The organism is Streptomyces sp. B21-083 (assembly GCF_036898825.1).
Taxonomy (GTDB): domain Bacteria; phylum Actinomycetota; class Actinomycetes; order Streptomycetales; family Streptomycetaceae; genus Streptomyces.
In genome coordinates this window covers 530,447-554,930 of record NZ_JARUND010000001.1, presented here as the reverse complement: position 1 = coordinate 554,930, position 24,484 = coordinate 530,447, and the positions used below count along the sequence as shown (strand labels likewise).

Sequence of the window (24,484 nt, the reverse complement as noted above, 5' to 3'; positions counted from 1 at the left end):
AGTCGTCGTGCCAGGCAGCAGGACCGGAGGCATACGCGACGAAGCCTCCGGCGGCTGGGCCGACGAGCTCCTCGGCCACCTGCGACCGGGGGGCCGAGACCTCGGCAGGGTGACCGACTGGCTCGCCGGAACCATCGAGGCGGAGGTGTCCCTCCAGGACGTGACCGGTGCTCTCCTCGCCGGCCCCCGGCTGTCCGCGGACGACGACCTGGTGAGGGACGTCTCCACCGGAAGAATCGCTTCCGCGGCGGTGCACACACACGGACGCCACGTCAGGCTGGCCGGACTCGGACACCCCGTCACCAAGGGCGTGCTCGCGGTCGCCCGTACCGCGCCCTTCGACCAGCGTGCCAGGGACATCGTCGCCCGCACGGTCTGGGTGCTCGAACTGCTCCTGCGGGAACGCGGGACGACGAGCGCCGAACGTCGGCTGGACCGGGCGACCGCCGACCTCAGGCTCGCCATCCTGCAGCTGCTGATGGTGGGCGACACCATCGCGGCCCGTCGGGTCGCCGCCGGTCTCTGGCCCGGCCTGTTCGACACCGACACCGCCTGCGTCTACGTACTGGAAGGCCACGCCGCACACCGCGACGACCTCGCCGAGGACTGCCAGGAGGCAGCCGAGGGACACGCGTTGATCGTGCGCTGTCCGGCCGTGGACGAGCATCTGATCGTCGTCGCGCCCATCGACCGCGGCCAGGACCTGGCGGGTCCGGAACTGCGCTCGATCGTCGGCGAACACCCGGACACCTTCATCGGCGGCAGCGTCCGGCACGGCCTGGCCCAGACCGCCACGGCGTACGGACAGGCCGTCAGCGCCCTCGCCGTGGCCCGCTTCCACCCGGACCGGGCCGCCGTGTACGCCGAACGCACCCACCCCGAGCGGCTGATGAACCCGCTGGCGCTGCGCGGCTGGGCGGACCGGCTGCTCAGCCCGCTCGACGACCTGCCCCACCACACCCGCGCCGAACTCCTCGCCACCACCCGCCTCGGGTTCTCGTTCACCGCCGTCAAGACGGCGATCATCCTCGGCGTCAGCCGCAACACCGTGCGTGCCCGGATGGAACGCGTGGAGGGGCTGCTCGACGCCGACTTCTCGGACCTCACCACCCGGGCCGCCGTCCAACTGGCCCTGAACACCCAGGCGGCGGTCCAGGACGAGCCGCGCGCGGCCGCGGCCCCGCCGACCGGACTGACCGAACTGCTGCGCACGGATCCGCTGCTGGCCTGGGCCAACGGCCTCCTCGGCCGCCTCGCCACGGACACGCGGGATCTGCGGCGGACGGTCCGCACCTGGATCGCCGTCGGCGGCAACGCGGAGCGCACCGCACAGGTGCTCGGCATCCACGCGCAGACCGTGCGCGACCATGTACGCAGCGCGGAACCCGTCCTCGAACGCCAGCTCCTCGCCGGTGGCAGCGACCTGTACGAGGTCGTCCTCGCCCATCTGGCACTCGGTGATCTCGACGCACCCACCGCCGACCGGACGAAACGTGACCATCCGGGCGGGACCGTGCACGAGTGAGTCCTCGGCCCGGTAGGGAGGGCATGGGCGCGATACACGCCGTGCCCGCCCGCACGTAGGTTCACCGGGATGCCAGTGCTCCGGTATGCGCGCCTCCCTCGGAGGAGCGCGGGAGCGCCGGTGTCCGCGCCGCGGTGCCTGGCCGGAAACCGGCCCCGAGGACCCGCGGGTGCGGGGGACGCGGCCGGCACGGGGGTGCGGCCGTATCCCCGTGCCCGCGTATTCTCCGACGCCAGGTCCCGTCCCCCCGCCGCCCGGTCGTCGACGTCGCAGGTGAGCGGTACGAATAGCCGACAGCTTCCGGGGCACCCGGGGGCCATGAGACTGGCAGAAGCAGCAGACGCGGGACAGGTACTCGCCGCATCGAGCAACGTACTCAATGTGATCGCCGCCTTCGCCGGTGGCCTGATCGTGGTGGCCCTGCTGATCTGGGCCGTCATGTTGGGAGTCAAGGCCAAGGAGGCGGAGTCGCCCCCGCCCAGGCCGGACGAGCAGCCCAGGCTGCCGGAGACCGGGCCGGTGCACGAGGAGCGCGAGATGCGCGAGCCCGACGAGGTGCCGCACACCGTGGAGGAGAGTGAGCGGCTGAATCCGCACAACCTCCACTCCGCCGGCACGAAACGCGGCGAGGACCAGACCCGCCCGCGTTGGTCGCCCGGCAACAGCGGCTCCTTCGGTAGCGGCGGCTCCGGCAGGAAGTGACGCGTTCTGGTGGTCGGTGCGTGACCCGGCTCATAGAGTGGGCCGTATGGGGGAACCACCTGACACGCGGCCCAGCTCGGAGTTCCACGCACGTAACTTCTCCACGGCGGACGTCGGACGGCTCGTGGCCGCCCTTGACGCGCAGGACGAGGCCGACGGCGTACGGCGGCTGCGTGCCTGGACACAGGGCGCGCTGAACCCGCGCCCCGGCGAACACGTGATCGACGTGGGGAGTGGTACGGGATCGCACACCCTGGCCCTGGCCGCGGCTGTCGCCCCCTCCGGCGACGCCGTGGGCATCGAGGCGAACCCGGCGCTGCGCCAGGTCGCCGAACAGCGGGCCGCGGCGGCCGGCAGCACGGCCCGCTTCGTGGACGGCGACGCGCTCGCCCTTCCGTTGCCCGACGCCACCGTGGACGTGGTGTGGTGCGAACGGGTCCTGCAGCACCTGTCCGAACCGGACAAGGCCGTCGGTGAGATCGCGCGGGTCCTGCGCCCCGGCGGACGCGTGGCGCTCATCGACTCGGACTGGGCCACCGCCCTCCTGCACCCCGGTGACCCGGACGCGGTGGCCGCGATGACGGCGGGAACCCTGGCCGCGGCGGCCAACCCGTACTCCGGACGCCGGCTCGCGGACCAGCTGTCCGCCGCGGGGCTGGTCGTCGACGACCGGGGCTCGCAGGCGCTGCTCCAGGACAACGAGACGGTGCCCTGGCCCCTGGTCCGGATGATGGGCGAGTCGACCGTACGGCGTGGACTGATGACCGAGGAGCAGCGCGACCGCCTGTACGCGGAGCTGACCGAGGCCGCGGAGCGGGGCGCACTGCACATGTCGGTGACGATGTTCGCCGTGGTGGCCCACCGGCCCGCCTGACCTGCCCAGGGTGTCATCGGGTGTCGTCGACGCTCGGCATGCGGTCCGGGCCCGGCCGTGGTGCGCTGTGAAGCCTAGGCAGGCGACGACGGACCCCGTGGCGGCGTGATGTGCTGGAGTGCGACGGCTGATCTGGCGGCGGGCGTGGGCATCGCCGCCGTGGGCGTGGCGTGCGTGGCAGCGGTGGCCCGGGCGGGCAGGGGCCGTGATGTGCCGCTGGCCGCGCTGCCCCTGCTCCTGGGGGCCCACCAGATCGTCGAGTCCCAGGTCTGGCGGGCGGACGGCGGAACCGGCCCGGCGACCGTGGCATGGGCGGTCATCGCCCTTCCGCTCCTCGCCCTGTGGGTGCCGGTGGCCGTCCTGTGCGCGGCACCCGGGCGACTGCGGCACCGACTCCTGCTGCCGCTGGCCGTGGGCGTCGTGACCGGCGCGGCACTCGCGTACAACCTCTCGAACCACCGGGTGACGGCGGACATTCGCGGCCACACGATCGGGTACGGCATCCGCCTGTCCCACTCCGGACCGCTCCTCGCGGGCTATCTGATCGCCACGGTCGGCGCCCTCCTTCTCTCCGGCGACCGTCGGCTGGTGGTGTTCGGGCTGCTGGCCGGGACGGGCGCGCTGGGGTGCTGGGCGCTGTGGCGACTGGAGTTCGTGTCGACCTGGTGCGCTCTCGCCGCGCTCTGCTCCCTGGTCCTGCTGGGCTGGGCGCGCGGACGCCCGCTGTCACGCCGCTGACGCGGGCGCCCTGGCCGCCGTACCTGCTAGTCGGTGTCGGCTCCGGCCCCCACGAGCGCGCGGACCTCGAACTCCTCGTACGAGGAAGTGTCCTGACGGGCGGACAGAACGGTGCCGAGCCAGCCGAGGAGGAAGCCCGCCGGGATGGAGACGATGCCGGGGTTCTGCAGCGGGAACCAGGCGAAGTCGGCCGACGGATAGATGGAGGACGCGGTCGACGAGACCACCGGCGAGAACACGACCAGAAGCACCGAGCAAGCCAGCCCTCCGCACAGGCTGAGCAGCGCGCCCCGGGAGTTGAAGCGCCGCCAGAACAGGCTGTAGAGGAGCGTGGGCAGCAGGGCGGAAGCGGCGATGGCGAAGGCGAGGAAGGCGAGCGTGGAGACGTTGGTCTCCCATGACAGCAGGGCCAGGCCCATCCCCAGGATGCCGATGAGGACCGCCGCCAGCCGGGCCGCGCCCAGTTCCTCCGCCTGGGTGGCGCGCCCCTTGCGGATGACCTCGCCGTACAGGTCGTGGGCGAGGGAGGAGGCCGCCGCGAGGGTGAGACCGGCCGCGACCGCGAGCAGCGTGACGAAGGCGAGGCAGGACAGGAGCGCGGTGAGTATCCCGCCGCCGATGGACTGAGCGAGCAGCAGAACGGCCGCGTCGCCCTTCGGGTCGGTGTCGATGATGGACTCGCGGCCCACGAGAGCGGTGGCGCCGAGACCGAGAATGCCCGCGGCCAGACAGACGAAGCCGACCAGACCCGCGGCCCATACGACCGAGGAGCGCAGGACGTTGGTGGAGCGCGGGGCGAGGAGCCGCATCATCACGTGGGGGAGTGCGGCGAGGCCGAGCACGATGGCCAACTGGAGGCTGAGGAAGTCGAGTTTGCTGGTGGTGCTCGCGCCGTAACGCAGACCGGGTTCCAAGAACCGCTGGCCGATACCGCTGTTCTCGGTGGCGGCCTCCAGCAGCGCGTTGAAGTTCCAGTCGAAGCGGTGCAGGACCATGACGGCCGTGACGGCGACGCCGGACACCAGCATCACGGCCTTGACGATCTGGATGAACGTCGCGCCGGGCATACCGCCGAGCGAGGCGTACACGATGACGATGGTGCCGATGACGACGACGCACAACGTACGGGTGGTGGTGCTGGGCACACCGGTGAACTGGGTCAACAAGGCGACGCTGCCCACGAGCTGAGCCACCAGGTAGAGACAGCAGATCGTCAGGGTGCAGAGGGCGAGCGCGATCCTGACCCCCCGTCCGCCCTGGGGCAGCCGCAGCGCCACGGTGTCCCCGAGAGTGAACTTGCCGGAGTTGCGCAGCGGTTCGGCGATCACCAGGAGCACCATCATCCAGGCGACCGTGGTGCCGCACAGGTACAACAGCCCGTCGTAGCCGGTGAGGGCGACCAGCCCGGTACTTCCCAGCAGGGTCGCGGCCGAGAGATAGTCCCCGCACATCGCCAGCCCGTTGCGCAGCGGCGACATCTCCCGGTTGCCGAGATAGAACTCGCCGACCTCGTCGCGCTGCGGGGCGATCAGCAGCGCGGCGAACAGCGTGACCACGACGACCGACAGGAACAGCACGAAGGTCAGCTGCCGGCTGAAGGGGTCGACGACGCCGGCCCCGACGGTCACCATGTGCGGTACTCCCTCGTGCTCTGCGGACGGGAACCGGTCTGCCCGGCCGGAGGGAGCTGACCGGGCCGACGCTGCTCCGACTGGGCGCGCAGCCCCCGGGCGACGGGATCGAAGTGGGTGCGCATCCGCCGTACGTACCGCCAGACGGTCACCCCCATCACCACGAACTGCCCGAGGCCGAGCGTCAGGCCGAGGGTGAGATGACCGGCGATCGGCTGGTTCATGATGCCGGGTGCGAAGTTCGACAACAGGATGTACAACAGGAACCCGCCGACGGCGAGTGCTGTCGACACGGCTGCGAAGCGGCGGTACCCGTTCCGCAATGACTGAAATTCAGGATGGCCGTGTATCGCCTGTCCCGAAACGGATTCGGTGTACGTCGGCCTGTATGTGGGCGGCTCGTCCGGCCGCATGAAATAATTGGACATAAACGCACCTTCTTCGCTGCATTATGTCGCGCAACCAGCTCTTGCGAGCCGTCGATCATCCAGCTCACCGTGGTGGAGAGGATGCCGGAGCTGCGTTCTTGTGCGGATCTGATGGGGGAGTCGTGAATCCGGACGTATCGCCGAGGAATTCCGGTGCGGAGCATCGGGGGGAGTTTCGTGGCTGCCCAGGGGGCCCGTCAGGGGTGACGACGGGTCAGGAAGCGGATTATGGCAGCGGCGCTCCGGAACAATCAACCGGCTGTGAATTACTATTGAGTACTGGCTCAAATGTGCCGTACGGGTGTGCTGCACCGAGAGGTGGGGAAGCGCGGTGTGGAGACATCGTGAAGGGGAAAGCGAAGGGTAGGAAGGTCGCGGCGAAGGCAGGCCTGGAACGGCGGAGGGGCGATGGATTCCACCACGACACTGATCCTGATCGTCGCGGTCCTGGCGGTGGCCGCGCTGGCCGTCGCGGGCATCGTGTTGGTACGGCTGGTCCGAACCCGACGGGATCTGCGTCGCGCGGGTCTGCCGACGGGCTCGCGCTGGGTCTTCTGGGGCGCGATCGCCTATCTGGTGCTGCCGACCGACCTCGTGCCCGACCCCGTCTATCTGGACGACATCGGCGTACTCCTGCTGGCCCTGCGCAGTCTGCGCTCACAGGCACGGGAGCTGGACGGTGGGCAGGAACTCGACTCCGCGCCGACCGGCCGCCCGGACAAGAGCTGGTGAGGGACGACGACAGGGCTCGGCTCGCGGTGTCCCGCGAGCCGAGCCCTGTCGCTCCTTCGGTGCTGCTTACGCCTCGCTGGCCCGGAGCATGTCCTCGCGCTCGACGATCTTCACGCGCTCGCGGCCCTGGGGCTCGCCCAGAGCCTTCTCCGCGGCGTCCAGCCGGTGCCAGCCCTCCCAGGTGGTGAAGCGGACGTCCCGCTCGCCGAGGAACGCGTCCACCGCCTCCGGGGCGGGCGAAGCGGGCTCGGGAAGGCGGCCGTTGGTGTAGTCGTCCAGCAGATTGGCGACGGTCTCGTTGGCGTCGCCCTTCGTGTGCCCGATCAGCCCCACGGGGCCGCGCCGGATCCAGCCGGTGACGTACATCGACGGGAGGTGCTCGCCGGTCTCCTGGACCACTCGGCCGCCCTCGTCGGGAACGGTGCCCGACTCGACGTCCCAGGGCAGCTTGGGCAGCTTGTCGGAGAGGTAGCCCACCGCGCGGTAGACCGCTCCGAGGTCCCAGTCCTTGAACTCGCCGGTGCCCTTGACGTTGCCGGTGCCGTCGAGAGCGGTCCGCTCCGTCCGCAGGCCGACGACCTTGCCGTCCTCGCCGAGGATCTCGGTCGGTGACTCGAAGAAGTGCAGGAACAGCTTGTGCGGCCGGTCGCCGACATCGCGGATGGCCCAGTTCTCCAGCGTCTTGGCGACCATGTCGGCCTGCTTGTTGCCGCGCCGGGTCGCGATCGAGCCTTCGTCGTAGTCGATGTCCTCGGGGTCGACGATGACCTCGATGTTGGGGGAGTGGTCCAGCTCGCGCAGCTCCATCGGGCTGAACTTGGCCTGCGCCGGGCCGCGGCGGCCGAAGACGTGGACCTCCAGCGCCTTGTTGGCCTTGAGCCCCTCGTGGACGTTCGGCGGGATCTCCGTCGGCAGCAGCTCGTCCGCCGTCTTGGCCAGGACGCGTGCCACGTCGAGTGCGACGTTGCCGACTCCGAGGACGGCGACCTTCTCCGCGTCGAGGGGCCACGTACGCGGCACGTCCGGGTGTCCGTCGTACCAGGAGACGAAGTCCGCGGCGCCGTACGAGCCGTCCAGCTCGATGCCGGGTATGTCGAGGGCCCGGTCGGCCGTGGCACCCGTGGAGAAGATCACCGCGTCGTAGAAGGCGCGCAGATCGTCCAGGTTGATGTCGCCCGGGTAGTCGACGTTGCCGAAGAGGCGGATCTGGGGCTTGTCGAGCACCTGGTGCAGGGCCGTGATGATGCCCTTGATGCGCGGGTGGTCGGGGGCGACGCCGTACCGGATCAGCCCGAACGGGGCCGGCATCCGCTCGAAGAGGTCGATGGACACACCGGGCTCCGCGGCCACTGCGGACTTCAGCAACGCGTCGGCGGCGTAGATCCCGGCGGGGCCGGCTCCGACAATGGCCACCCGCAGTGGGCGAGGCATGATCAGGTTCCCTTCGAGCGATGACAAGAGATCTTCGAAGGAAGCCTAAGCTAAGGCAAGCCTAAGCTGGTACGGGGGTCGGGGTTATGAGCTCATAAAGTGGACTTATGGGCGAACGGGGCCGCCCGCGACGACCGTGGGCGCCCGGGTTCAGGGGCGGTAGGACTGCTGCTGCGGCGGCGTGTTCGTCCGGTCACCGGCGCCGCCGCCGACGCCCCGCAACTGCTCCGCCTGCTCCCTGGTCACCTTCTGCTCCGCACCGCAGAAGGTGCACTGCGTCAGGTACTTGGTCGAGAAAGGGAAAAGGGGCACAAAGAACAAGGTGAACTTGGTGACGCGCTTCCGCAGCGCGTGCGCCGACGGATTCCCGCAATGGCCGCACACCAGCGTGAGTATCGCGAGCTGGTACAGATATCCCTTGGTGCCGAAGACGATCATTCGTAAGTCCCTTTGTCGGTACGTGTGTTGCCGGTACGTCTGTTGTCGGCCCGGCCCCCTCAGAAGGGGGTGGTGGATCGCTTGCGTCCGGTTCATGGTGGGGACATGACCGAACTGCAGACTTTCCCACTGCCTCCGACCGTCGAGGGCAGTGACGCCGACCGGTTACTCGGTCGGGCACTCATCGCCGCCTGGCAGGTCGACGGTATCTTCCAGATCCAGGCCACTCCCGAACAGGATGCTGCCACCGGACGGGCCCTCGACGCATCCAGGGCCTTCGTCAGCCGGCCGCTCAAGGAGAAGACCCAGTACGTCTCCGACCTCACCTACAGCGGATATGTCGCGTCCGGCGAGGAGGAGACGGCCGGGGAGAAGGACGGCTCGGAGATCTTCACCGTCTGCCCCGACATCCCCGAGGACGACCCCCGTGTCCTCGACAGGTGGCCGTGCCACGGCCCCGCGCCCTGGCCGTCCGACCAGTACGCCGCCGCCATGAAGGACTACATGGGCGTCGTCGGAGACATCGGCCACCGACTGCTCCAACTGACCGCGCTGGGTCTCGGCCTGGACGACATGGAGCACTTCACACGGCTCACCGACGACGGCTGGCACCACATGAGGGTGCTGCGCTTCCCGCCGGCGGACGCCACCTCCGAGCGAGGTATCGGCTCCCACACCGACTACGGTCTGCTCGTCATCGCCGCCCAGGACGAGGTCGGCGGTCTCTACATACGGCCGCCCGTCCCCGGCGAGTCCCGGGGGCGCAACTGGCTGCCGGACGAGTCCATGGCCGGGCGCTTCGAGAACGAGGACCCCTGGACCTTCGTGGCTCCGGCGCCCTCGGTCTTCACCGTGTTCCCCGGCGACATCATGCAGTTCATCACCGGCGGAACCCTCCTCTCCACCCCGCACAAGGTGCGCCTGGCCGACCGTGAGCGTTTTACGATGGCGTACTTCCACGAGCCGTCCTTCCAGGCAGTGGCCCGTCCTTTGGACGCGCCCGAGGGGGACGAGTTCATCCACTACGGCACGCATTTCACGAACATGTTCATGCGCTGCTATCCCGACCGCTCCACCACCGGGCGTATCGAGCAGGAGGACCGGCTGGCCGTCCTCGAACGGCTCCGCAAAGAAGCCCTCACTTCCTGAACCGTGTCCTCGCACGGAACTGACCAGTGCGGCCCGGCGCGTACCTTTCCCGAATTCGCCAGACCGCCCGCGGGTGTTTCGCTTTCCTGCCGTGGCCTTTTGTCTCCCGGAGGCCTTTCCGCTCTCAGGGCAGCAGACCCAATTGGCGGGCGGTCATGACCGCTTCCAGACGTGAATGGCATCCCAGCCTGCGCATGGCGCTGCGCAGATAGCTTTTCACCGTCTCGGCCCGAAGGCCGAGTTCATCCGCCACGTCGGTATTGGTCCGCCCCAGCGCGACGCACGACAGGACGTCGAGTTCTCGTGCGGAGAGGGCTGGGGCGGACGGACGCCGGGAGGCGGGCGCTCCGGCGTCGGCCAGTTTGTCGCTCAACGCGGCGACCCGCTCGCGCAGGTCGCTGTCCGTGACGTGCTGGGCGAGCACCCGAAGCTCGGCGTATGCCTCGCGAATCGCCTCCCAGCGGGGGGACGCCGGCTCGGGCGGGCGCTCGCCGGCACCCACGGGCTCGTCGAGAAGGCCGAGGCGCCGCACCACCTCGTCGCGCACCGCCAGGTTCTGTTCCAGGGCGCGGGCGGTGTCCATGACGGCGTCGACCGTCCGGTCGCCCAGCCCGACGGACTGGCGGACCGCGCCGTACATCACCGCCCGTACCGTGCGGTTCACCACCACGGGGGCCGCCACGACGGCCTGGATGCCCTCCGCGGCGACCATGAGGTCGTAGTGATGGCTGATCCGTTTGGAGTTCGCGTAGTCGTTGACCGCGATGGGGCGGTGCAGGGCCACCGCCTTGCCGCCGAGTCCCATGCCGAACCCGAGAGTCAGCCCCGTGAGGGCTCTGGTCGAGTTGCCGGCGAACTCGGTGAGCTGCGCGTGCCGTCCTCTGGTCACGACACCACCGAAAGTGAGATCCACGCCGGTGGTGTGGCGTAACGCGTCGATGGCGCGCTTGAGTTGGCGGTCGTCGTCCGAAACGGGGGGTGGTTTCACTGTCATACGTTTCCTCGGTCTGCGCGGGAGCACAGAGTGCTCCGGTGTTGCGTTCCCTGGGGGGCGGGAGCGGCCGGGGTCAGTGGCCGGTGGGCAGGTTCCTGTCGTACGCCGGTAGGAGCCGCGGTGGTGGATGGCGCGCAAGCGCGTTCTGGCGTCCGCGGCATCGCGTACGTCTCGTGCGCGAGACGGTCGGTCTCCCCCGAGGCGCTGTCCGCGGCCGGGGAATTCAGGATCAGCTCGCCGTCGTCGTCGAACAGCGAAGCGAACACCTTCGGGTTCCGCCGGTCCGGGGTGGACGCGTAGGTGTGGACGAGGCGACGCGGTTCCAGCCGGTCCCGTACGTCCCGGCGATCGGCGTTGGTCTCGGGTGAGCCGCTCGGATCGGTGTGTGTCACATGTACCACCAGACGGATGGGGGCCCGTGTCCGTGGCGCCGGGTCAGTCGGCGAAGGCTCGCGGGACCGCGGGCGGAGGCATCCCGAACCTGTGGTCGCCGCCGGTGTCGGCCGGCGCGTGGCACGGCTCGACGACAGCGCTTTCTCTGAGGCCGGCAAGAAGCGGTGAGCGGGAGAAATCCATGGGGGAGGGGTTCCTCTCTGGGGGGTGCGGGCTCGCAGCTGTCGGGTGGACACGACGGCCTCGGGTCCGGCGGGCCTCGCGCTGGGGGTGGTGCGCGCGGCCCGGGCGACGGGTCATACGGTTGTACATCCCGTTCTCCGGACCGCGAAGCGGCTCGACTGGCACCAAGATTGAGCTAAACCGCGCCGCCCAGCTACCCCCGGATGAGGGGGCACCGAAAGTCGTCCGCGGTCGCGCCGGATCCCGAAGGCGGGCGCACCACTCCGGCGAAAGGTGAAGAACGGTCAACTACCTGTTCTCGAAAGGTACTTGACGCCGAAGGGTACTTGCAGAACTGTTCTCCTGGCGACGGTGGAGTAGCCCCTCGGCGCACCAGGAGGGGCAGGGAACCGCCGTCCCGGCAGGATCGTTGACGCAGTACTCGGACAAGGAGTCGACCCGCTCGTGTTGCCGGCGGAGGACAGTGCTGAGGCCGCCGCCGCCCGTGCCGCGGTGCTGGCGCTGCGCAAGGACAGCGGCATGGCTGTCGCGGGTGTGGCCTGGGTGGTCGGCCCGCAGCTGCTGCGGATCGGTGAGACCAGCGGGGCGAAGTCGCAGGGACGCCGAGGGTTTCCCGTGACCGCGGGCGCCGGACTGATCGGCAAGGTGCTGACGACACGTCGGCTCGCAGCGGTGAGCGACTACCGGGCGGCGCGGCAGATCAGCCACGAGTACGACTCCTTCATCGCGGAGGAGGAGGTTCGGGCGATGGTGGCGGCGCCCGTGATCGTGGGTACGAGGGTACGAGCCGCGCTCTTCGTGGGGTCACGCGAGGCGGTACGGCTCAGTGACCGCGTACTGACGGCGGTGACGGCGGCGGCTCGCGACCTGGAGCAGTTCCTCGCGTCCCACGAGCACGCGCACCGGCTCCTCTCGGAGGCCCGGGCCGTGCGGAGCACTCCCTCGCCCCGTGACGCGGCGCCCCTGCGGCAGGTGCACGCGGTCCACACCGAGTTGCTGGACCTGACCGAGACGATCGGCGAGGGACACCTCAAGGAACGCTTCCACGAGGTGTGTTCCCTGCTGGAGTCGGGCTGCTGCGCCGAGCGGACCTCTCCCGGACCGGCGGCGAGTCTGTCGCCGCGTGAACTGGACGTCCTGGTCGCCGTCGCCGCGGGCTGCACCAACCTGGACATCTCCGACCGGCTCGACATCGGCCTGGAGACCGTGAAGGGCTATCTGCGCTCGGTGATGCGCAAGCTCGGCACCGGCACCCGGCTCGAAGCCGTCACCGCGGCCCGCCGGGCGGGCCTGCTCCCGTAGCGCCGCTGTCCGCGGGAGGAGGCGTCACGGGTGCTGCTCGACCGGTCCGCACCCGGGTCCAGCACCTCAGCATCCAGGCCGCCTCTCCTGACCGGTGCGGCGGCGGCACCCCCGACGGCTGACGGGCGCCTCAGCCGTCGAAGCGCGACGAGCCGAGCGTCACCTGGTGACCGACGAGGCTGATCTCGACGCCGTCCGCCGTGGCGCGCGCCGCCTCGAAGCCGACGCCCTGCGGAAGGCCGACCCGCCAGACGTTTCCGGCACTCTCGACTCCAGGGACCGTCAGGGAGAGTTCCGTGCCCTGCGCCAGAAGTGTTCCCGTGGTACTCAACGCCGTCCCGTCGACCGTGCCCGAGACCTTGACGCGTGCCGCCTGGCCGTTGGATCCGGGCGCCCGTGACACCCGCAACGGGCCGCCGTTGCCCGAGAGCCGGCTCAACACCCCGGACAGTTCCTTGTACGAGAGGGTCAGGGTGCCGGTGGCGAGGTTCGCCTCTGCGCTCCGCGCGGTCAGCGAGGTCACCGTCACACCACGCAGGTCCAGGTGGAGACGGTCGACGTCCAGATAGCCGCCCTGGGCGTTGTTCGTGGTGTCGATGGTGAAACGCTCGGCGGTCAGCGTCACATGATCGAAGCTCTGGGCGGCGGCCTGGGTCAGGAAGGGAAAGCCCTCGATCGACACATCCATATGGCCGTCGGTGGTGTTGGCGTAGCCGTACTTCTCCTTGGCGAGCTGTGTGATCTCCTTGTCCGCGTAGTGCACAGCTGCGCGGTCGGCCGCTGTGAACAGTGCGGCGAGCACCACGGCGGTGATCAGCAGAACCTTCACCCATCGACGTCTCACGCCGATTCCCCCCATGTCGCGGTGAACTGAGTACCGGGCGCTCACACGGAGGCCAGGGGGAGACTCTAGGCGTTGTTGACCATGAACACACGTCCGGAGCTTCAAACTCGCGTCAAACCGCGTCGAGTTGTCCGTCCGTGACGGAGCGAGAGGGCGCCGGGACCGTGCGGGCCCGGCGTCCAGAGGCTCAGACGGCGTCCAGCTCCGCCGACTCCTCGGCGGTGAGCGTCAGTCGAGCGGCGGCGGCGGAGTCACGGATCGTCTCCGGGCGGCTGGAGCCGGGGATCGGCACGACCATCGGTGACTTGGCGAGCATCCAGGCCAGGCACACGCGCTGCGGACTGACGCCGTGGGTTGCGGCGATCCTGGCGAAGGGGGCGTACGCCGAACCGAGGTCGCCGGCCCGGGAGATACCGCCGAGCGGGCTCCAGGGCAGGAACGCGATGCCCAGCTCGTCGCACAGCCGCAGCTCCCGCTCGCTGGAGCGGAAGGCCGGGGAGAACTGGTTCTGCACGGCGACCAGACGTCCGCCGAGGATCTCGTCGGCCCGCCGGATCTGGTCCGGGTCGGCGTTGGAGATTCCGGCCATACGGATCTTGCCCTCGTCCAGCAGGTCCCGGACCGCGCCGACCGACTCCTCGTACGGGACCTTCGGGTCGGGGCGGTGGAACTGGTACAGCCCGATGGCCTCCACGCCCAGGCGGCGAAGCGAGGCCTCGCAGGCCTCCTTGATGTGCGCGGGGGAGCCGTCCAGGGTCCAGCTGCCGTCACCGGGACGCAGATGTCCGCCCTTGGTGGCGACCAGGACGTCAGGGCCGCGCTCGTGGGAGGCGAGCGCCTTGGCGATGAGGGTCTCGTTGTGACCCACGTCGTCGGCGCGCAGGTGGTAGGCGTCCGCCGTGTCGATCAGGGTCACACCCGTGTCGAGCGCGGCGTGGATGGTGGCGAGGGAACGGGCCTCGTCCGGCCGTCCCTCGATCGACATGGGCATGCCGCCCAGACCGATCGCGCTGACCTCCACGTCACCGATGCGTCGAGTCTGCATTGCTCGTGACCTCTTCCGGATGTCGCTACGTAGGGATGTGCCCCACCACCCTTGCTCGCCGACGCCCAGAGGTCCAACAGGGGAATGCGAACGCATTCAGCACCCGCACCACTGAATCACGATGCCACCGCTGATAAAATGGGGTCACGCTTCGACACCGCCGGGGCCCGTGCCAAGGGGTACGGGCCCCGGCGCGTTGCGGGCGTCAGACCAGGAAGGCTCCTCATGAACGCCAAACCGTCGGCTCACAACGCGCCGCAGGGTGAGCTCACCACCCCGCGGACGGTGACCCCCGGCCTGCCGCCGGCCGTGTCCTTCGACGCGCTCGGGCTGCCGCCGGAGCTCACGGAGACGATGGCAGGCCTCGGGGTGACGGAGCCCTTCCCGATCCAGGCGGCGACCCTGCCGAACGCGCTGGCCGGCCGTGACGTCCTCGGCCGGGCACGAACCGGCTCCGGCAAGACGCTCGCCTTCGGGCTCGCGCTGCTCGTCCGTACGGCGGGCCGGCGCGCCGAGTCCAAGCGCCCGCTCGCACTGGTGCTGGTGCCCACCCGGGAACTCGCGCAGCAGGTGGGCGACGCGCTGACGCCGTACGCGCGGACCCTGAACGTACGACTGGCGACAGTGGTCGGAGGCCTGTCGATCAACCGGCAGCAGGCCGAGCTGCGGGCCGGCGCCGAGGTGGTCATCGCGACCCCGGGGCGGCTGACCGACCTGGTGTCGCGCCGGGACTGCGTCCTCAACCACGTGCGGATCACGGTGCTCGACGAGGCGGACCAGATGTGCGACCTGGGGTTTCTGCCCCAGGTGTCGGAGATCATGGACCAGCTCCCCTCCGACGGACAGCGGCTGCTGTTCTCGGCGACGCTCGACCGCAACGTCGACCAGCTGGTGCGCGACCACCTGCACGACCCGGTGCTCGCCACGGTCGACCGGCTGGCGAGCTCGGTCGCCACGATGGAACACCATGTCCTGAACATCCACGCCGCCGACAAGTACGCGACCGCGACCGAGATCGCCGCGCGGGACGGCCGGGTGCTGATGTTCCTGGACACCAAGACCGGCGTGGACCAGTTCACCCGTCATCTGCGGGCCAGCGGGGTACGGGCCGGCGCCCTGCACAGCGGGAAGTCGCAGCCGCAGCGCACGCACACGCTCGGTCAGTTCAAGGACGGGGAGATCACCGTACTGGTGGCCACCAACGTCGCCGCGCGGGGCATTCACATCGAGGCCCTCGACCTCGTCGTCAACGTCGACCCGCCGGCCGACGCCAAGGACTATCTGCACCGTGGCGGGCGTACGGCTCGCGCGGGGGAGTCCGGCAAGGTGGTCACCCTGGTGACCCCCAACCAGCGGCGCGACGTGAACCGGATGATGTCCGACGCCGGGATTCGCCCGATGGTCGCACAGGTGCGCTCCGGCGAGGAGAAGCTGACCGCCATCACCGGCGCGAAGCGCCCGCCGACCGAGACGAAGACGCACACCGGGAACGCGCCCTTCCGCGGCATGGGCACCCGCCCGGGCCGCCCCGCCAAGGAGTCCCGCAAAGCCGCCGAGGCCCGCAAGACGGCCGAAGCCCGAGCGGCCGCCCGAGTCCGCAAGGGCCGCTGACGCGGAGCTGAGAGCGGGCCGAAGCCTGCCTGGAGCGCCAGGCGCTGCTCAACCGGTCGTCAGAGGGCGAACGCCTCGGTCAGGCGCACGCTGTAGCCGTCCTCCTCCATCAGGACGACGGTGACCCCGAAGGGCGAGGGGTGGTCGATGTCGAGCGGGATGAAGGAGTAGTCGACCGCGGCCCGGACCGGGGGGATCAGTTCGCCGCCCGGCTGGGGTTCGGGTACGGGGAGCCACGCCAGGTCGGCTGCGGCCGGGCCGTCGGGGGAGTCGGTGGGGGACGGCTCGGCGTAGGGGAACCGGTGCAGGGTGTGGCCGTCCTTCGTGGCGTGCACCAGGTTCAGGCACGGCGACGGGCCGGTGACCGGCAACTCGCAGGTGGCGGCGACGTCCTGGGTCTCCCAGGCGAGGACGACCTCGTCGGCCCCGGCCGCCGCCGCGATGTTCGACAGCTGGGCGATGCCGGTGAGCGCGTCCTTGCCGGTCTCGACGGGACGCAGCCAGATCAGGCCGACCAGCTCACCGCGGACCAGCGGCATGATGACCGGGCGGGGCAGCTCCCCTTCGCCCGGCCCCGCGATGTACGCGTTCCTCATCGATGCGGCCAGGGCGTCCCAGGTCTGCGTGTCCACGAACTTCCTCTCACCAACTGCACGTTCACACGTTCACGATTCTGGCGACCCTGCCACGGCAGCCGCCTCGACGCCAGTTCGTTCCACCGGGACCAGCGGCAGAAGCGGCCGGTCGGGCAGGGCCCTCGGGACGCGTTCAAGGACGCCGCCCGCGAACACGTCGTACAACGGCAGTGTCTCCAGGTGCACGTATCCGATGTGGCAGTCGCACACCCCCGAGGGACAGGCCCGTGGGCCGAGCGCGCCACGGTAGGAGCCGTCGTACAGGTTCCCGAGTTCCGCGCGGACGAAATGGCAGCGGCGCACCGTGCCCTCGCCGTCCACCGAGAGCACCGACTCCCCGGTGCGGCACGGCAGGCCCGCCGAGCGGTGCGGATGGCGGCTGAACGGGAAGAGCGGGTCCAGCGCGGTCCACTCACCGGCCTGCACGTCGGTGTAGGTGTGCCCCTCGGCCGCGTTCACCCACAGATAGACCTGGTCCGGCAGCTCCGCGCGTAGTCGGCGTGCGTGCTCCAGATGGTCCGGTACGCCGACGATGCCGACGCTGAAACGGACTCCGAGCGCGGACAGCTCGTACGTCCTGGCCAGGAACCGCTCGTAGGGCGTCTGCCCGGGATGGTAGGTGCACCACAGGGCGACGGTGTCGCGGTCCGCGTCCGCGAGCCAGTCGGTGCGGCAGCTCAGGTTGGTCTGGATGGCGACCCGGCGTATGTGCGGCTGGTGGGAGAGTTCGACCAGAGCGCGCCGGTACCAGGAGCGGACCAGTCCCTCGCCCCACGGGGTGAAGAGCACCGACAGCTCGTCTCCCCGCTGCTCGCGCGCCCACGCGGTGAAGCGCTCCAGTGCCGCGCGGTCGGCGCGCAGTTGCGCGGTGCTGTCACGGCGCTTCGCGAACGGGCAGTAGGGGCAGTCGTAGTCGCAGGAGGCGAGCGGCCCGCGGTACAGCAGCGTCAGATCCACCGGGCGCCTCTCACTTCGTCTCGTAGGCGGCCATGGCGTCGCGCACGTCCGGCGAGAAGAACTCCGGGCCGATGGCGTCCGAGTGGGCCAGCCCCTCGGCGGACAGACGCAGTTGATGCGTCCGGTCGTCGTCGAGCCAGCCGCGCGCGGCGAGGGTGTCCAGCTCGGCGGGGAAGTCGTCGTACGGCTGCGAGCCGAAGCGGAGCCGGTACTCGGCGAGGGGCATGCCCTCGGCCTGGAGGAGGGACTGCAGCAGATGACGGCGTCGTGCCTCGTCCTCGTCGACCCATCTGCCGTGCAGCGCGCGGGAGAAGTCCTCGGTGGCGGTGTAGTCGTCGATGATGCCGCGTATCTCCCGCATCGAGACCGCGTAGTCGAAGGAGTAGTGCAGCCGGGAGGTGTACGAGCGGGCACCGCAGCCCAGGCCGATCATGCCGTCGGTCTGGCAGGCGTAGTCGTCCGGACCCTGCGGCGGCGCGTCCGAGCGCCGGAACATGCGCATCGACACCTGCTCGTAGCCGTGCGAGAGGAGATGGTCGCGGCCCTCCCGGTAGCGGCGCAGCCGTCGCTCGTCCCATTCCCGGTCGGCCGCCCCTGGGTCGCTGTGGCGGCCGAGGCCGGTCAGCGGACGGATGTAGAGGGGGTAGAGGTAGATCTCCTCCGGGTGCCAGGCGAGGGCCGCGTCGAGGGAGTAGCGCCAACTGGCTGCCGTCTGCCCGTCGATGCCGTAGATCAGATCGATGTTGAGGACGGGCACGGCGGCCTCGCGGATGCGGGTCAGGGCCGCCTCCACGTCGGACCTGTGCTGCGGGCGTACGGCGGCCCGCGCCTCCTCCTCGACGAAGCTCTGCACACCGAGGCTGAGACGGGTGGCGCCCCGCTCGGCCAGTACGGCCAGCCGGTCGGCGGTGGCCGTGGACGGTGACGCCTCCACGGACAGGGGGACGGCCCGCAGGTCCACGCCCATCTCCTGCTCGGCGATGTCGCACAGCCGCTCCAGCTCCGCCGCCTCCAGAAAGGTCGGAGTGCCGCCGCCGAACGCGGCGTTGGCGAACCGCGGCGTCTGCGCGTCACCCAGCGCCTCGCGCACGGCGGCGGCCTGGCGCCGCACGGCGTCCAGGTAGCGGCCCGTCAGACCGTCGGGCGCCCCGATCCGGGTGAACAGGTTGCAGAAGCCGCAGCGGACCTCGCAGAACGGGATGTGCAGGTACAGCGACAACGACTGACGGGACTCCCCGGCCCACAGGTCCGCGAGCCGGGGCCCGGCGGTGAGCGGCCGGTAGGCGGTCTTGTGCGGGTACGCGTACGTATAACTCTGGTACGGCCGCGGCGGGTGGGCGGCGGTGTCCGTCACGGTGTCCGTCGAGGTGATGGTCGGGCTCATACGGACGGCTCCAGGAAGAATTGGCCGTAGGGCACGGTCCACACGGACTCGTGACCGAGGCGGTGGCCGGTGTGACCGTCGTCCCCGTAGGCGGTGCCATGGTCGGAGCAGACGATGGCGAAACAGCGGCGGCGTGAACTCATCGCCGCGAACAGCCGCCCGACATGACGGTCGACGTACTCCAGCGCGGCGGCATGGGTGAGCCGGCTGTCGCCCGCCTCGCGGGTCGCGCCGGGCAGGTGGAACCAGTTCGGCTGGTGCAGCGCGGAGACGTTCAGGAAGAGGAACAGCCGCTGCTCGGGCGGCAGTTCGGACACCGTCTGCTCGGCGCGGGCCACCTGCGCCTCGAAGGAGGTCGGGGAGGCCACCGAGAACTCCGGCTCCCAGTGGCTCTCCTGGAAGAACCCGGGCAGTACGTCGCCCAGGGCGCCCTGCTTGTTGAAGAAGCCGACGCCGCCGATGCAGACTGTGCGGTAACCGTGCGAGGCCAGACCGGACACGAGGTCCGGGGTGTCGAAGACGTACGTGCCGTCCGCTGTCGTCTCGCTGCCCGCGAACCGGGCCGCGAACAGCCGCGGATGTGGCCCCGGCGCCGCCGGTGTGGGCAGGAAACCCGCGAACATCGCCTGGTGGGAGGCGTAGGTGAAACTCCCGGGCGCGTGCCGCTTCTCCCAGGTGCCGCCCGGCAGACGCGCGGTCAGGTTGGGCAGCCGTCCGGCGGCGGCGAGTTCGACGGCCACGTCGTGGCGGAGGGTGTCGAGGGTGAGCAGCAACAGGTCGTCGCGGCCCACCACCTGGTTCATGTCCGGCCCGGCGGCCGGGGCGGGAAGGGGCTCAGGCGGTGGCATGTGCGGTCCTCGGAAGCTCGTGCGGTGGAACGGGTGAACAGGGTGAGTGGCCGGGGGTGAACGATGTCGCCGCGGCGACCTGCGCGGCGTATGTGTCCAGGCCCTCCGCCCCGCTGCCGGGGAGGCCGGTGAGGCGGGGGAGCAGGTCACCGAACGCGTTGACCTCCCCGACGGCGAAGCGGCGCCAGCCGATGGCCGGCAGCAGATCGACACCGACGCACAGCGTGCCGGGGAAGCAGGCCGCGGCCCGCTCACTCGTTTCGAGTGCGGCGGCCCAGCGGTCACCGGCGAGCGCCCGTACCGCCGCCAGGTCGCCGCGCGCGCCGCCGAGATGCAGGTTGGTCAGTGGGGAACGGCTCGTGCGGACCACGGCGTGGGTGGCCCGGCCGCCCACGACCACGATGCGCAGATCGGCCGACCGGCCGTCGAGCGACGCCTTCGGCAGCCACCGCTCGATGTGCAGCCCGTCGGGGGCGAGCGTGTCGACGATCGCGGCGATCTCCCCCTCCTCGGTGTACCGGCGCACCCGCAGGGAGTTGTGCAGCCGGCCCTCCTCGGTCCGTTCCACGGACGTGGTCGCGCGGATGCGCCCCGACGCGGTCGTCTCGATCGCCAGGACACCGGAGGCGGAGGAGCCGTGCGCGAGTTTGACGAACACCCGCCGCAGGACCGCCTCCTGCATGCGGGCGCGTACGTCCGCCCAGTCCCGCACCGGCGCCACGCCCCCGGAGGTGGGGGAGAGCGGCACCGGCACGCCCGCCCGGACGAGCCGGTCGTGACAGAGCCGTTTGTCGAACATCACGGCCAGCTCGACCGGGTCGTCGACCCGTCGCCCGCCGCGCAGCGAGGCCACGCCCTCCAGGAACCGTCCGTACCAGCGCGCGGACCCCTCCACCCGCGTCGGATCGTCCACATCGCGCAACAACGCGTCCACCTCGGCACTCTCTCCGGGAGAGTCGAGGCGGACGAGCTCGTCGTCGGCGAAGTCGTGTCCCCCTTCACGCAGCACGTCCCGCCACTCGACCACGCGAGGCGTGCCGTGACCGGCGGCCTGGGTGGCCGCGCCGAACAGACTCACCCGGCGGTTGTCCCCGTTGGCGACCACCACCCACCTCGGCGAGACGCTCCCCGCGCCCGTGTACCGCATGCCGCTCACCCCCCTGCCTGCCCTGGTCCGCTTCGTCCGGACGCCGTCGTGCTACTCGCCCACCGCGACGAAACGCCAGACCGTGCCGTCGTCCTCCTCGTCGGAGTCGGCGTCGTCGGGATCGGCGTCGACCTCCACACCGGCGGGCTCCAGCGTCTGGAGCAGCCGCGTACGCAGCGCCTCGCTGACGTAGTTGTGGTGCAGGTCGAGCTTCTTCAGATGGGCCAGCGGCTGACCGCTCAGCAGGGCTGTCGCGCCGTCGTCGGTGAGCACGCCCATCGAGACGTCGAGTACCTCCAGACGGGCAACCACCGGCGCGGACGCGAGCGCCGAACAGACGGCGTCCTGGATCTCGCTGTTGCGCAGGGCGAGCCGCCTGAGGTTGGGCAGCCGGGTGCCCGCGAAGAAGGGTTCCAGGTCGGCCACGTCGGCGTCGCCGCCGTACTCGGACGTGCCCAGCCACAGGTCGAGTTCGACGAGGGCGGGCAGATCGCTGCCCGCGATGCCCCGCACCACCTCGACGGGCAGGCCGCCGCTTTCGACGGTCAGAGTGCGCAGCCGCTCGTGACGGACGGCGGGGAAGACCAGCTCGTTGCCGCCGCGGACTCCGAACTCCTCCAGCTCGGGAAAGGCTTCCAGCAGGGGAGTGACGTCGCCCTGGGTGATCCAGGAGATCTCGCACTCCTCCGACATGACGTCGGCCAGGAACAGACCGCGCAGGGCGGGCAGTCGGTCGCGGGCCGCCACCAGTGCCCCGATCACCTCGTCGGGGCCGGTGTCGTACATGTCGCTCCACGCGCCGACGATCAGCGCGCGCACCCCCCGGGTGTCGACGGCCTCCAGGAAGCGGGCGAAGGCCTCCTCCCACTGCTCCTTGGCGTCGTAGGAGTCGGCGGCGATGCGCCAGGCGACGGACTCGGGCGACGGAAGAGCGGACATGTCCGCCGAGGCTTCACCGGCTTCGGGAAAGGTGAAGGCCGGCAGGCCGTGGAATTCCCCGAGGTGGCTACCGAGTGTCATGCGTGCGTGCTCCCTGATCCAGAGGCCGGTGGATCGGCGGTCGTGGTCCCGCGCCCGGCGCGCGCCGACCGCGTCCAGGTAGAGGAGTTCTACCAAGCCCCACTGACAACGCCGCGAACAGGGGGCCCTCCCGGGTGACCCCGACAACCGGTCGACGAGCCGCGGACGGCCGCACGGCACACGGACCAGGACCGATTGTCAGTGGTCGCCTCTACGGTCGTTCCCATGGCACACGGAGTGCCGCATCGGGAGGGAGACCCATGTACCGGCAAGGAGACGTACTGATCGTGTCGCTGGCCGAGGGCGCGGTGCCGGAGTACGCGCTCGACGCGGCGTCAGAACCGCGTGACGGCCGGGGCCGACTCGTCCTGGCCCTCGGCGAAGTCACCGGCCACGCCCATGCGGTGGCCGGTCCGGGACGGCTGATCCGCGAGGCCGGAGTGTTCGGGCCGATGCTGCTGCACGTGCCCGAGGGCGCGCGTGTCGTGCACGAGGAGCATGCGGCGATCTCGCTTCCGAAGGGCTGGTACCGGGTGATCCGGCAGCGGGAGTACCTCCCGGGTTCGGTGCGCGTCGTCGCCGACTGACACACCGGGGCACATGGGCGAAGCGTAGGACCGGGCGGCACGGGGATGCGGCCCGGCACGGAACTTGGAGAGGAACGGCGTTGACGGATCAGGGCAGTTGGCGGACGGCGGCAGCGGCGACGGGACCGGGTGACCGGGCGGCGGCCGAGGAAGGCGTCCGGCTCGCGTACCGGCGTGCCGGATTGCCGGAACCGGACCGCGTCCTGTGGACGCGCTCGCCCCGCGAGGCCGTACGGATGCTCATGACCAACGCTCACCCGGACGGTTCGGCGCTGGGGCCCCTCGGGGCCGGTGTCCGCGACGCCGTGCTGGGCGCGCCCTGGGCGGCAGAACGGGAGCGGCTGCACGCGGAGTTGGGCCCGGAGCGGTGGAGCGGGCACTGGCGGGCCACCGGAGCGGGCCTGTGGGACTCCACCCGCATGCTGGTCGACCGGGTGCGGGCAGGGATCGTCGAGGAACTCGCCGTCGACCGACGGGACGAGGCGCGGGTCCGCCTGCTGCTCCTGGACGCCGCGCTGGGACAGCACGACGCGGCCTGGCTGTGCGCTTTCGATTCCGGCGACGACAGTCCCCTGGCGGGCCTTGGCGCCGTGGCGCGTGAAGCGGGCTGGTGGTGGCCCTACGAGAAGACGGTGATCATCAGTGAACGCCCCCTGACCCTGCACCGCGACGAGGCGGGCCGCCTGGACCGCGGCGACGGCCCGGCACTCGGCTACGCGGACGGGTTCGAGCTGTACGCCTGGCGCGGCATGCCTGTGCCACGGGACTTCCTGGACGACCTGACCACGCTGACCCCGGAGCGGATCCGCGGCGAGGAGAACGCCGAACTCCGCCGCGTGATGCTGGAGTTCTACGGCTACGACCGCTACCTGGACGAGTCCGGTGCGAAGCCCGTGCACCGCGACGAGACCGGGGTGCTGTGGCGGGTCGAACTCGTCGGTGACGAGGACGTGGTGATGGTCGAAGTCGTCAACTCCACACCGGAACCCGACGGGACGAGCCGCACCTACTGGCTGCGGGTGCCGCCGACGACCCGTACGGCCCGCGAGGGCGTGGCCTGGACGTTCGGCCTCGGCGCGGACGTGTACGAGCCGTTGCGGCAGACCTGACCCCGTCGGGTCGAACTCTAGGCCTGCTTCAGCTTCCCGAGCTGCGCGGAGACCAGTTCGGCCGGTACCTCGGCGGGCGAACCGGTGCCGCTCACCGCGTAGAACATGACGACTGTGGCGCCGCTGCGCACGACCACGAAGGCGTCCGAGGAGTCGCCCTGGGTCCGCAGGTCGAAGGCGACGGCGTCGTCGCCCGCGTCGGGTGCGGTGGCCGACTTGACGGTGGTCGGGGCAGGTACGCCGCCCGCGTAGGCGGTGCAGTCCTTCAGGGCGGTGCGCAGGCCGTCGAGGACGCCTTCGGCGTCCGGCTGGTCGTAGGCCATCAGACCGATGGTGGTGGCGGAGCCGGCCGACGAGCCGGCGGTGGCGTAGGCGAGGAGGCCGAGGAACTGCTTCGGAGCCGGTTCGGGGGACGCGGTACGCATGTTCTCCAGCGCCTGGCAGGCCGCGGGACGGGCGGTGCCGCCGCCGGCGGGCTTGGCGGGGAAGTCGGTGATCTGGAAGCCGTCCACCTCGGTGCCGGACAGCGCCGCGGACTTCAACCCGGCCGCGTCGAGCGGGTCGGCGGCAGCCTCCGACCCCTGCGCGGACGCGGAAACGGACGGGGACTGCGACGGGGACGCCTTCGCGTCGGAACCGTCGTCACCGCCGCCCCCGCATCCGGCAACCAGCGTCGCTGTGCAGAGGAGTACTGCCAACTTGACCTGTCTTAAGGGCATTTGGTGACTCCCTGATCTCGATTCCGACCGAATGGATCAGTACTACTTCATACGCGTG

At 70.6% G+C, this 24,484-nt stretch carries 25 protein-coding genes; 10 read left to right on the top strand and 15 right to left on the bottom strand.

Features of this window, described 5'->3' with window-relative positions; translation table 11 throughout:
• Window positions 1–7 precede the first annotated feature (7 nt).
• The 4 genes from QA861_RS02540 (at window position 8) to QA861_RS02525 (ending at window position 3,839) form a co-directional block, all read left to right on the top strand.
• Entirely contained in the window at window positions 8–1,525 is a 1,518-nt protein-coding gene (locus QA861_RS02540; protein ID WP_334586529.1) for a helix-turn-helix domain-containing protein, read from the top strand.
• Window positions 1,526–1,843: 318 nt separating this feature from the next.
• Complete coding sequence (locus tag QA861_RS02535) at window positions 1,844–2,227, top strand: DUF6479 family protein (protein WP_334586528.1); 384 nt, start codon at window positions 1,844–1,846, stop codon at window positions 2,225–2,227.
• A 46-nt stretch (window positions 2,228–2,273) separates the two neighbouring features.
• Window positions 2,274–3,101, top strand: coding sequence for a methyltransferase domain-containing protein (locus QA861_RS02530; RefSeq protein WP_334586527.1), 828 nt, complete (start codon window positions 2,274–2,276; stop codon window positions 3,099–3,101).
• A gap of 108 nt (window positions 3,102–3,209) precedes the next feature.
• Entirely contained in the window at window positions 3,210–3,839 is a 630-nt protein-coding gene (locus QA861_RS02525) for a DUF6629 family protein (protein WP_334590428.1), read from the top strand.
• A 26-nt stretch (window positions 3,840–3,865) separates the two neighbouring features.
• Here QA861_RS02525 and QA861_RS02520 read toward each other — a convergent pair whose 3' ends face one another.
• Window positions 3,866–5,470 carry a solute symporter family protein gene (locus QA861_RS02520; protein ID WP_334586526.1) on the bottom strand — a complete coding sequence of 535 codons (1,605 nt, stop codon included), beginning with the start codon at window positions 5,468–5,470 and terminating at the stop codon, window positions 3,866–3,868.
• Window positions 5,464–5,820 carry a DUF485 domain-containing protein gene (locus QA861_RS02515; RefSeq protein WP_334590427.1) on the bottom strand — a complete coding sequence of 119 codons (357 nt, stop codon included), beginning with the start codon at window positions 5,818–5,820 and terminating at the stop codon, window positions 5,464–5,466. Before QA861_RS02515 ends, QA861_RS02520 begins: the two co-directional genes overlap by 7 nt.
• A gap of 486 nt (window positions 5,821–6,306) precedes the next feature.
• On the opposite strand from QA861_RS02515, the gene QA861_RS02510 reads away from it, so the two are divergent.
• Entirely contained in the window at window positions 6,307–6,630 is a 324-nt protein-coding gene (locus QA861_RS02510; RefSeq protein WP_334586525.1) for a YkvA family protein, read from the top strand.
• 66 nt (window positions 6,631–6,696) lie between these two features.
• Here QA861_RS02510 and QA861_RS02505 read toward each other — a convergent pair whose 3' ends face one another.
• Entirely contained in the window at window positions 6,697–8,061 is a 1,365-nt protein-coding gene (locus QA861_RS02505) for an FAD-dependent oxidoreductase (protein ID WP_334586524.1), read from the bottom strand.
• A 150-nt stretch (window positions 8,062–8,211) separates the two neighbouring features.
• Window positions 8,212–8,499 carry a zinc-ribbon domain-containing protein gene (locus tag QA861_RS02500; protein ID WP_334586523.1) on the bottom strand — a complete coding sequence of 96 codons (288 nt, stop codon included), beginning with the start codon at window positions 8,497–8,499 and terminating at the stop codon, window positions 8,212–8,214.
• A gap of 105 nt (window positions 8,500–8,604) precedes the next feature.
• On the opposite strand from QA861_RS02500, the gene QA861_RS02495 reads away from it, so the two are divergent.
• Window positions 8,605–9,648, top strand: a complete 1,044-nt coding sequence (locus QA861_RS02495; protein WP_334586522.1) for a 2-oxoglutarate and iron-dependent oxygenase domain-containing protein — start codon at window positions 8,605–8,607, stop codon at window positions 9,646–9,648.
• Between the two features lie 124 nt (window positions 9,649–9,772).
• Here QA861_RS02495 and QA861_RS02490 read toward each other — a convergent pair whose 3' ends face one another.
• Both QA861_RS02490 and QA861_RS02485 read right to left on the bottom strand, forming a co-directional pair.
• Complete coding sequence (locus QA861_RS02490; protein WP_334586521.1) at window positions 9,773–10,642, bottom strand: helix-turn-helix transcriptional regulator; 870 nt, start codon at window positions 10,640–10,642, stop codon at window positions 9,773–9,775.
• A complete protein-coding gene (locus QA861_RS02485; RefSeq protein ID WP_334586520.1) occupies window positions 10,639–11,034 on the bottom strand; it encodes a hypothetical protein in 396 nt (131 codons plus the stop codon). The genes QA861_RS02490 and QA861_RS02485 overlap by 4 nt, the downstream gene beginning before the upstream one ends.
• A gap of 628 nt (window positions 11,035–11,662) precedes the next feature.
• Here QA861_RS02485 and QA861_RS02480 point away from each other — a divergent pair.
• Window positions 11,663–12,520 (top strand): LuxR C-terminal-related transcriptional regulator, encoded by an 858-nt coding sequence (locus tag QA861_RS02480; protein ID WP_334586519.1) that lies wholly within the window; start codon window positions 11,663–11,665, stop codon window positions 12,518–12,520.
• Between the two features lie 130 nt (window positions 12,521–12,650).
• On the opposite strand, the gene QA861_RS02475 is transcribed toward QA861_RS02480, so the two are convergent.
• Both QA861_RS02475 and QA861_RS02470 read right to left on the bottom strand, forming a co-directional pair.
• Window positions 12,651–13,364 carry an LmeA family phospholipid-binding protein gene (locus QA861_RS02475; RefSeq protein WP_334586518.1) on the bottom strand — a complete coding sequence of 238 codons (714 nt, stop codon included), beginning with the start codon at window positions 13,362–13,364 and terminating at the stop codon, window positions 12,651–12,653.
• Window positions 13,365–13,551: 187 nt separating this feature from the next.
• The gene (locus QA861_RS02470) at window positions 13,552–14,409 is read right to left on the bottom strand and encodes an aldo/keto reductase (RefSeq protein WP_334586517.1); all 858 of its coding nucleotides are present in this window, start codon (window positions 14,407–14,409) and stop codon (window positions 13,552–13,554) included.
• A 225-nt stretch (window positions 14,410–14,634) separates the two neighbouring features.
• On the opposite strand from QA861_RS02470, the gene QA861_RS02465 reads away from it, so the two are divergent.
• Entirely contained in the window at window positions 14,635–16,020 is a 1,386-nt protein-coding gene (locus tag QA861_RS02465) for a DEAD/DEAH box helicase (protein WP_334586516.1), read from the top strand.
• Between the two features lie 59 nt (window positions 16,021–16,079).
• Here the strand turns inward: QA861_RS02465 and QA861_RS02460 are convergent, their stop codons facing one another.
• From QA861_RS02460 to QA861_RS02435, 6 genes are read right to left on the bottom strand one after another with little or no spacing between them, the layout of a single operon-like run.
• Window positions 16,080–16,652 carry a hypothetical protein gene (locus QA861_RS02460; RefSeq protein ID WP_334586515.1) on the bottom strand — a complete coding sequence of 191 codons (573 nt, stop codon included), beginning with the start codon at window positions 16,650–16,652 and terminating at the stop codon, window positions 16,080–16,082.
• Window positions 16,653–16,685: 33 nt separating this feature from the next.
• Window positions 16,686–17,612, bottom strand: coding sequence for an STM4011 family radical SAM protein (locus QA861_RS02455; RefSeq protein WP_334586514.1), 927 nt, complete (start codon window positions 17,610–17,612; stop codon window positions 16,686–16,688).
• 10 nt (window positions 17,613–17,622) lie between these two features.
• Window positions 17,623–18,996 (bottom strand): STM4012 family radical SAM protein, encoded by a 1,374-nt coding sequence (locus QA861_RS02450; protein ID WP_334586513.1) that lies wholly within the window; start codon window positions 18,994–18,996, stop codon window positions 17,623–17,625.
• On the bottom strand, window positions 18,993–19,799 hold the full coding sequence (locus QA861_RS02445; RefSeq protein WP_334590426.1) for an STM4013/SEN3800 family hydrolase: 807 nt from the start codon (window positions 19,797–19,799) through the stop codon (window positions 18,993–18,995). The genes QA861_RS02450 and QA861_RS02445 overlap by 4 nt, the downstream gene beginning before the upstream one ends.
• 31 nt (window positions 19,800–19,830) lie before the next feature.
• Window positions 19,831–20,991: an STM4014 family protein gene (locus QA861_RS02440; protein WP_334586512.1), complete on the bottom strand. Its 1,161-nt coding sequence runs from the start codon at window positions 20,989–20,991 to the stop codon at window positions 19,831–19,833.
• A 51-nt stretch (window positions 20,992–21,042) separates the two neighbouring features.
• On the bottom strand, window positions 21,043–22,011 hold the full coding sequence (locus QA861_RS02435; RefSeq protein ID WP_334586511.1) for an STM4015 family protein: 969 nt from the start codon (window positions 22,009–22,011) through the stop codon (window positions 21,043–21,045).
• A gap of 260 nt (window positions 22,012–22,271) precedes the next feature.
• On the opposite strand from QA861_RS02435, the gene QA861_RS02430 reads away from it, so the two are divergent.
• Both QA861_RS02430 and QA861_RS02425 read left to right on the top strand, forming a co-directional pair.
• Window positions 22,272–22,598 carry a DUF8820 family protein gene (locus QA861_RS02430; protein WP_334586510.1) on the top strand — a complete coding sequence of 109 codons (327 nt, stop codon included), beginning with the start codon at window positions 22,272–22,274 and terminating at the stop codon, window positions 22,596–22,598.
• A gap of 80 nt (window positions 22,599–22,678) precedes the next feature.
• Entirely contained in the window at window positions 22,679–23,707 is a 1,029-nt protein-coding gene (locus QA861_RS02425; protein WP_334586509.1) for a DUF6745 domain-containing protein, read from the top strand.
• Window positions 23,708–23,724: 17 nt separating this feature from the next.
• Here QA861_RS02425 and QA861_RS02420 read toward each other — a convergent pair whose 3' ends face one another.
• Window positions 23,725–24,426 carry a hypothetical protein gene (locus tag QA861_RS02420; protein ID WP_334586508.1) on the bottom strand — a complete coding sequence of 234 codons (702 nt, stop codon included), beginning with the start codon at window positions 24,424–24,426 and terminating at the stop codon, window positions 23,725–23,727.
• Window positions 24,427–24,484 lie beyond the last annotated feature (58 nt).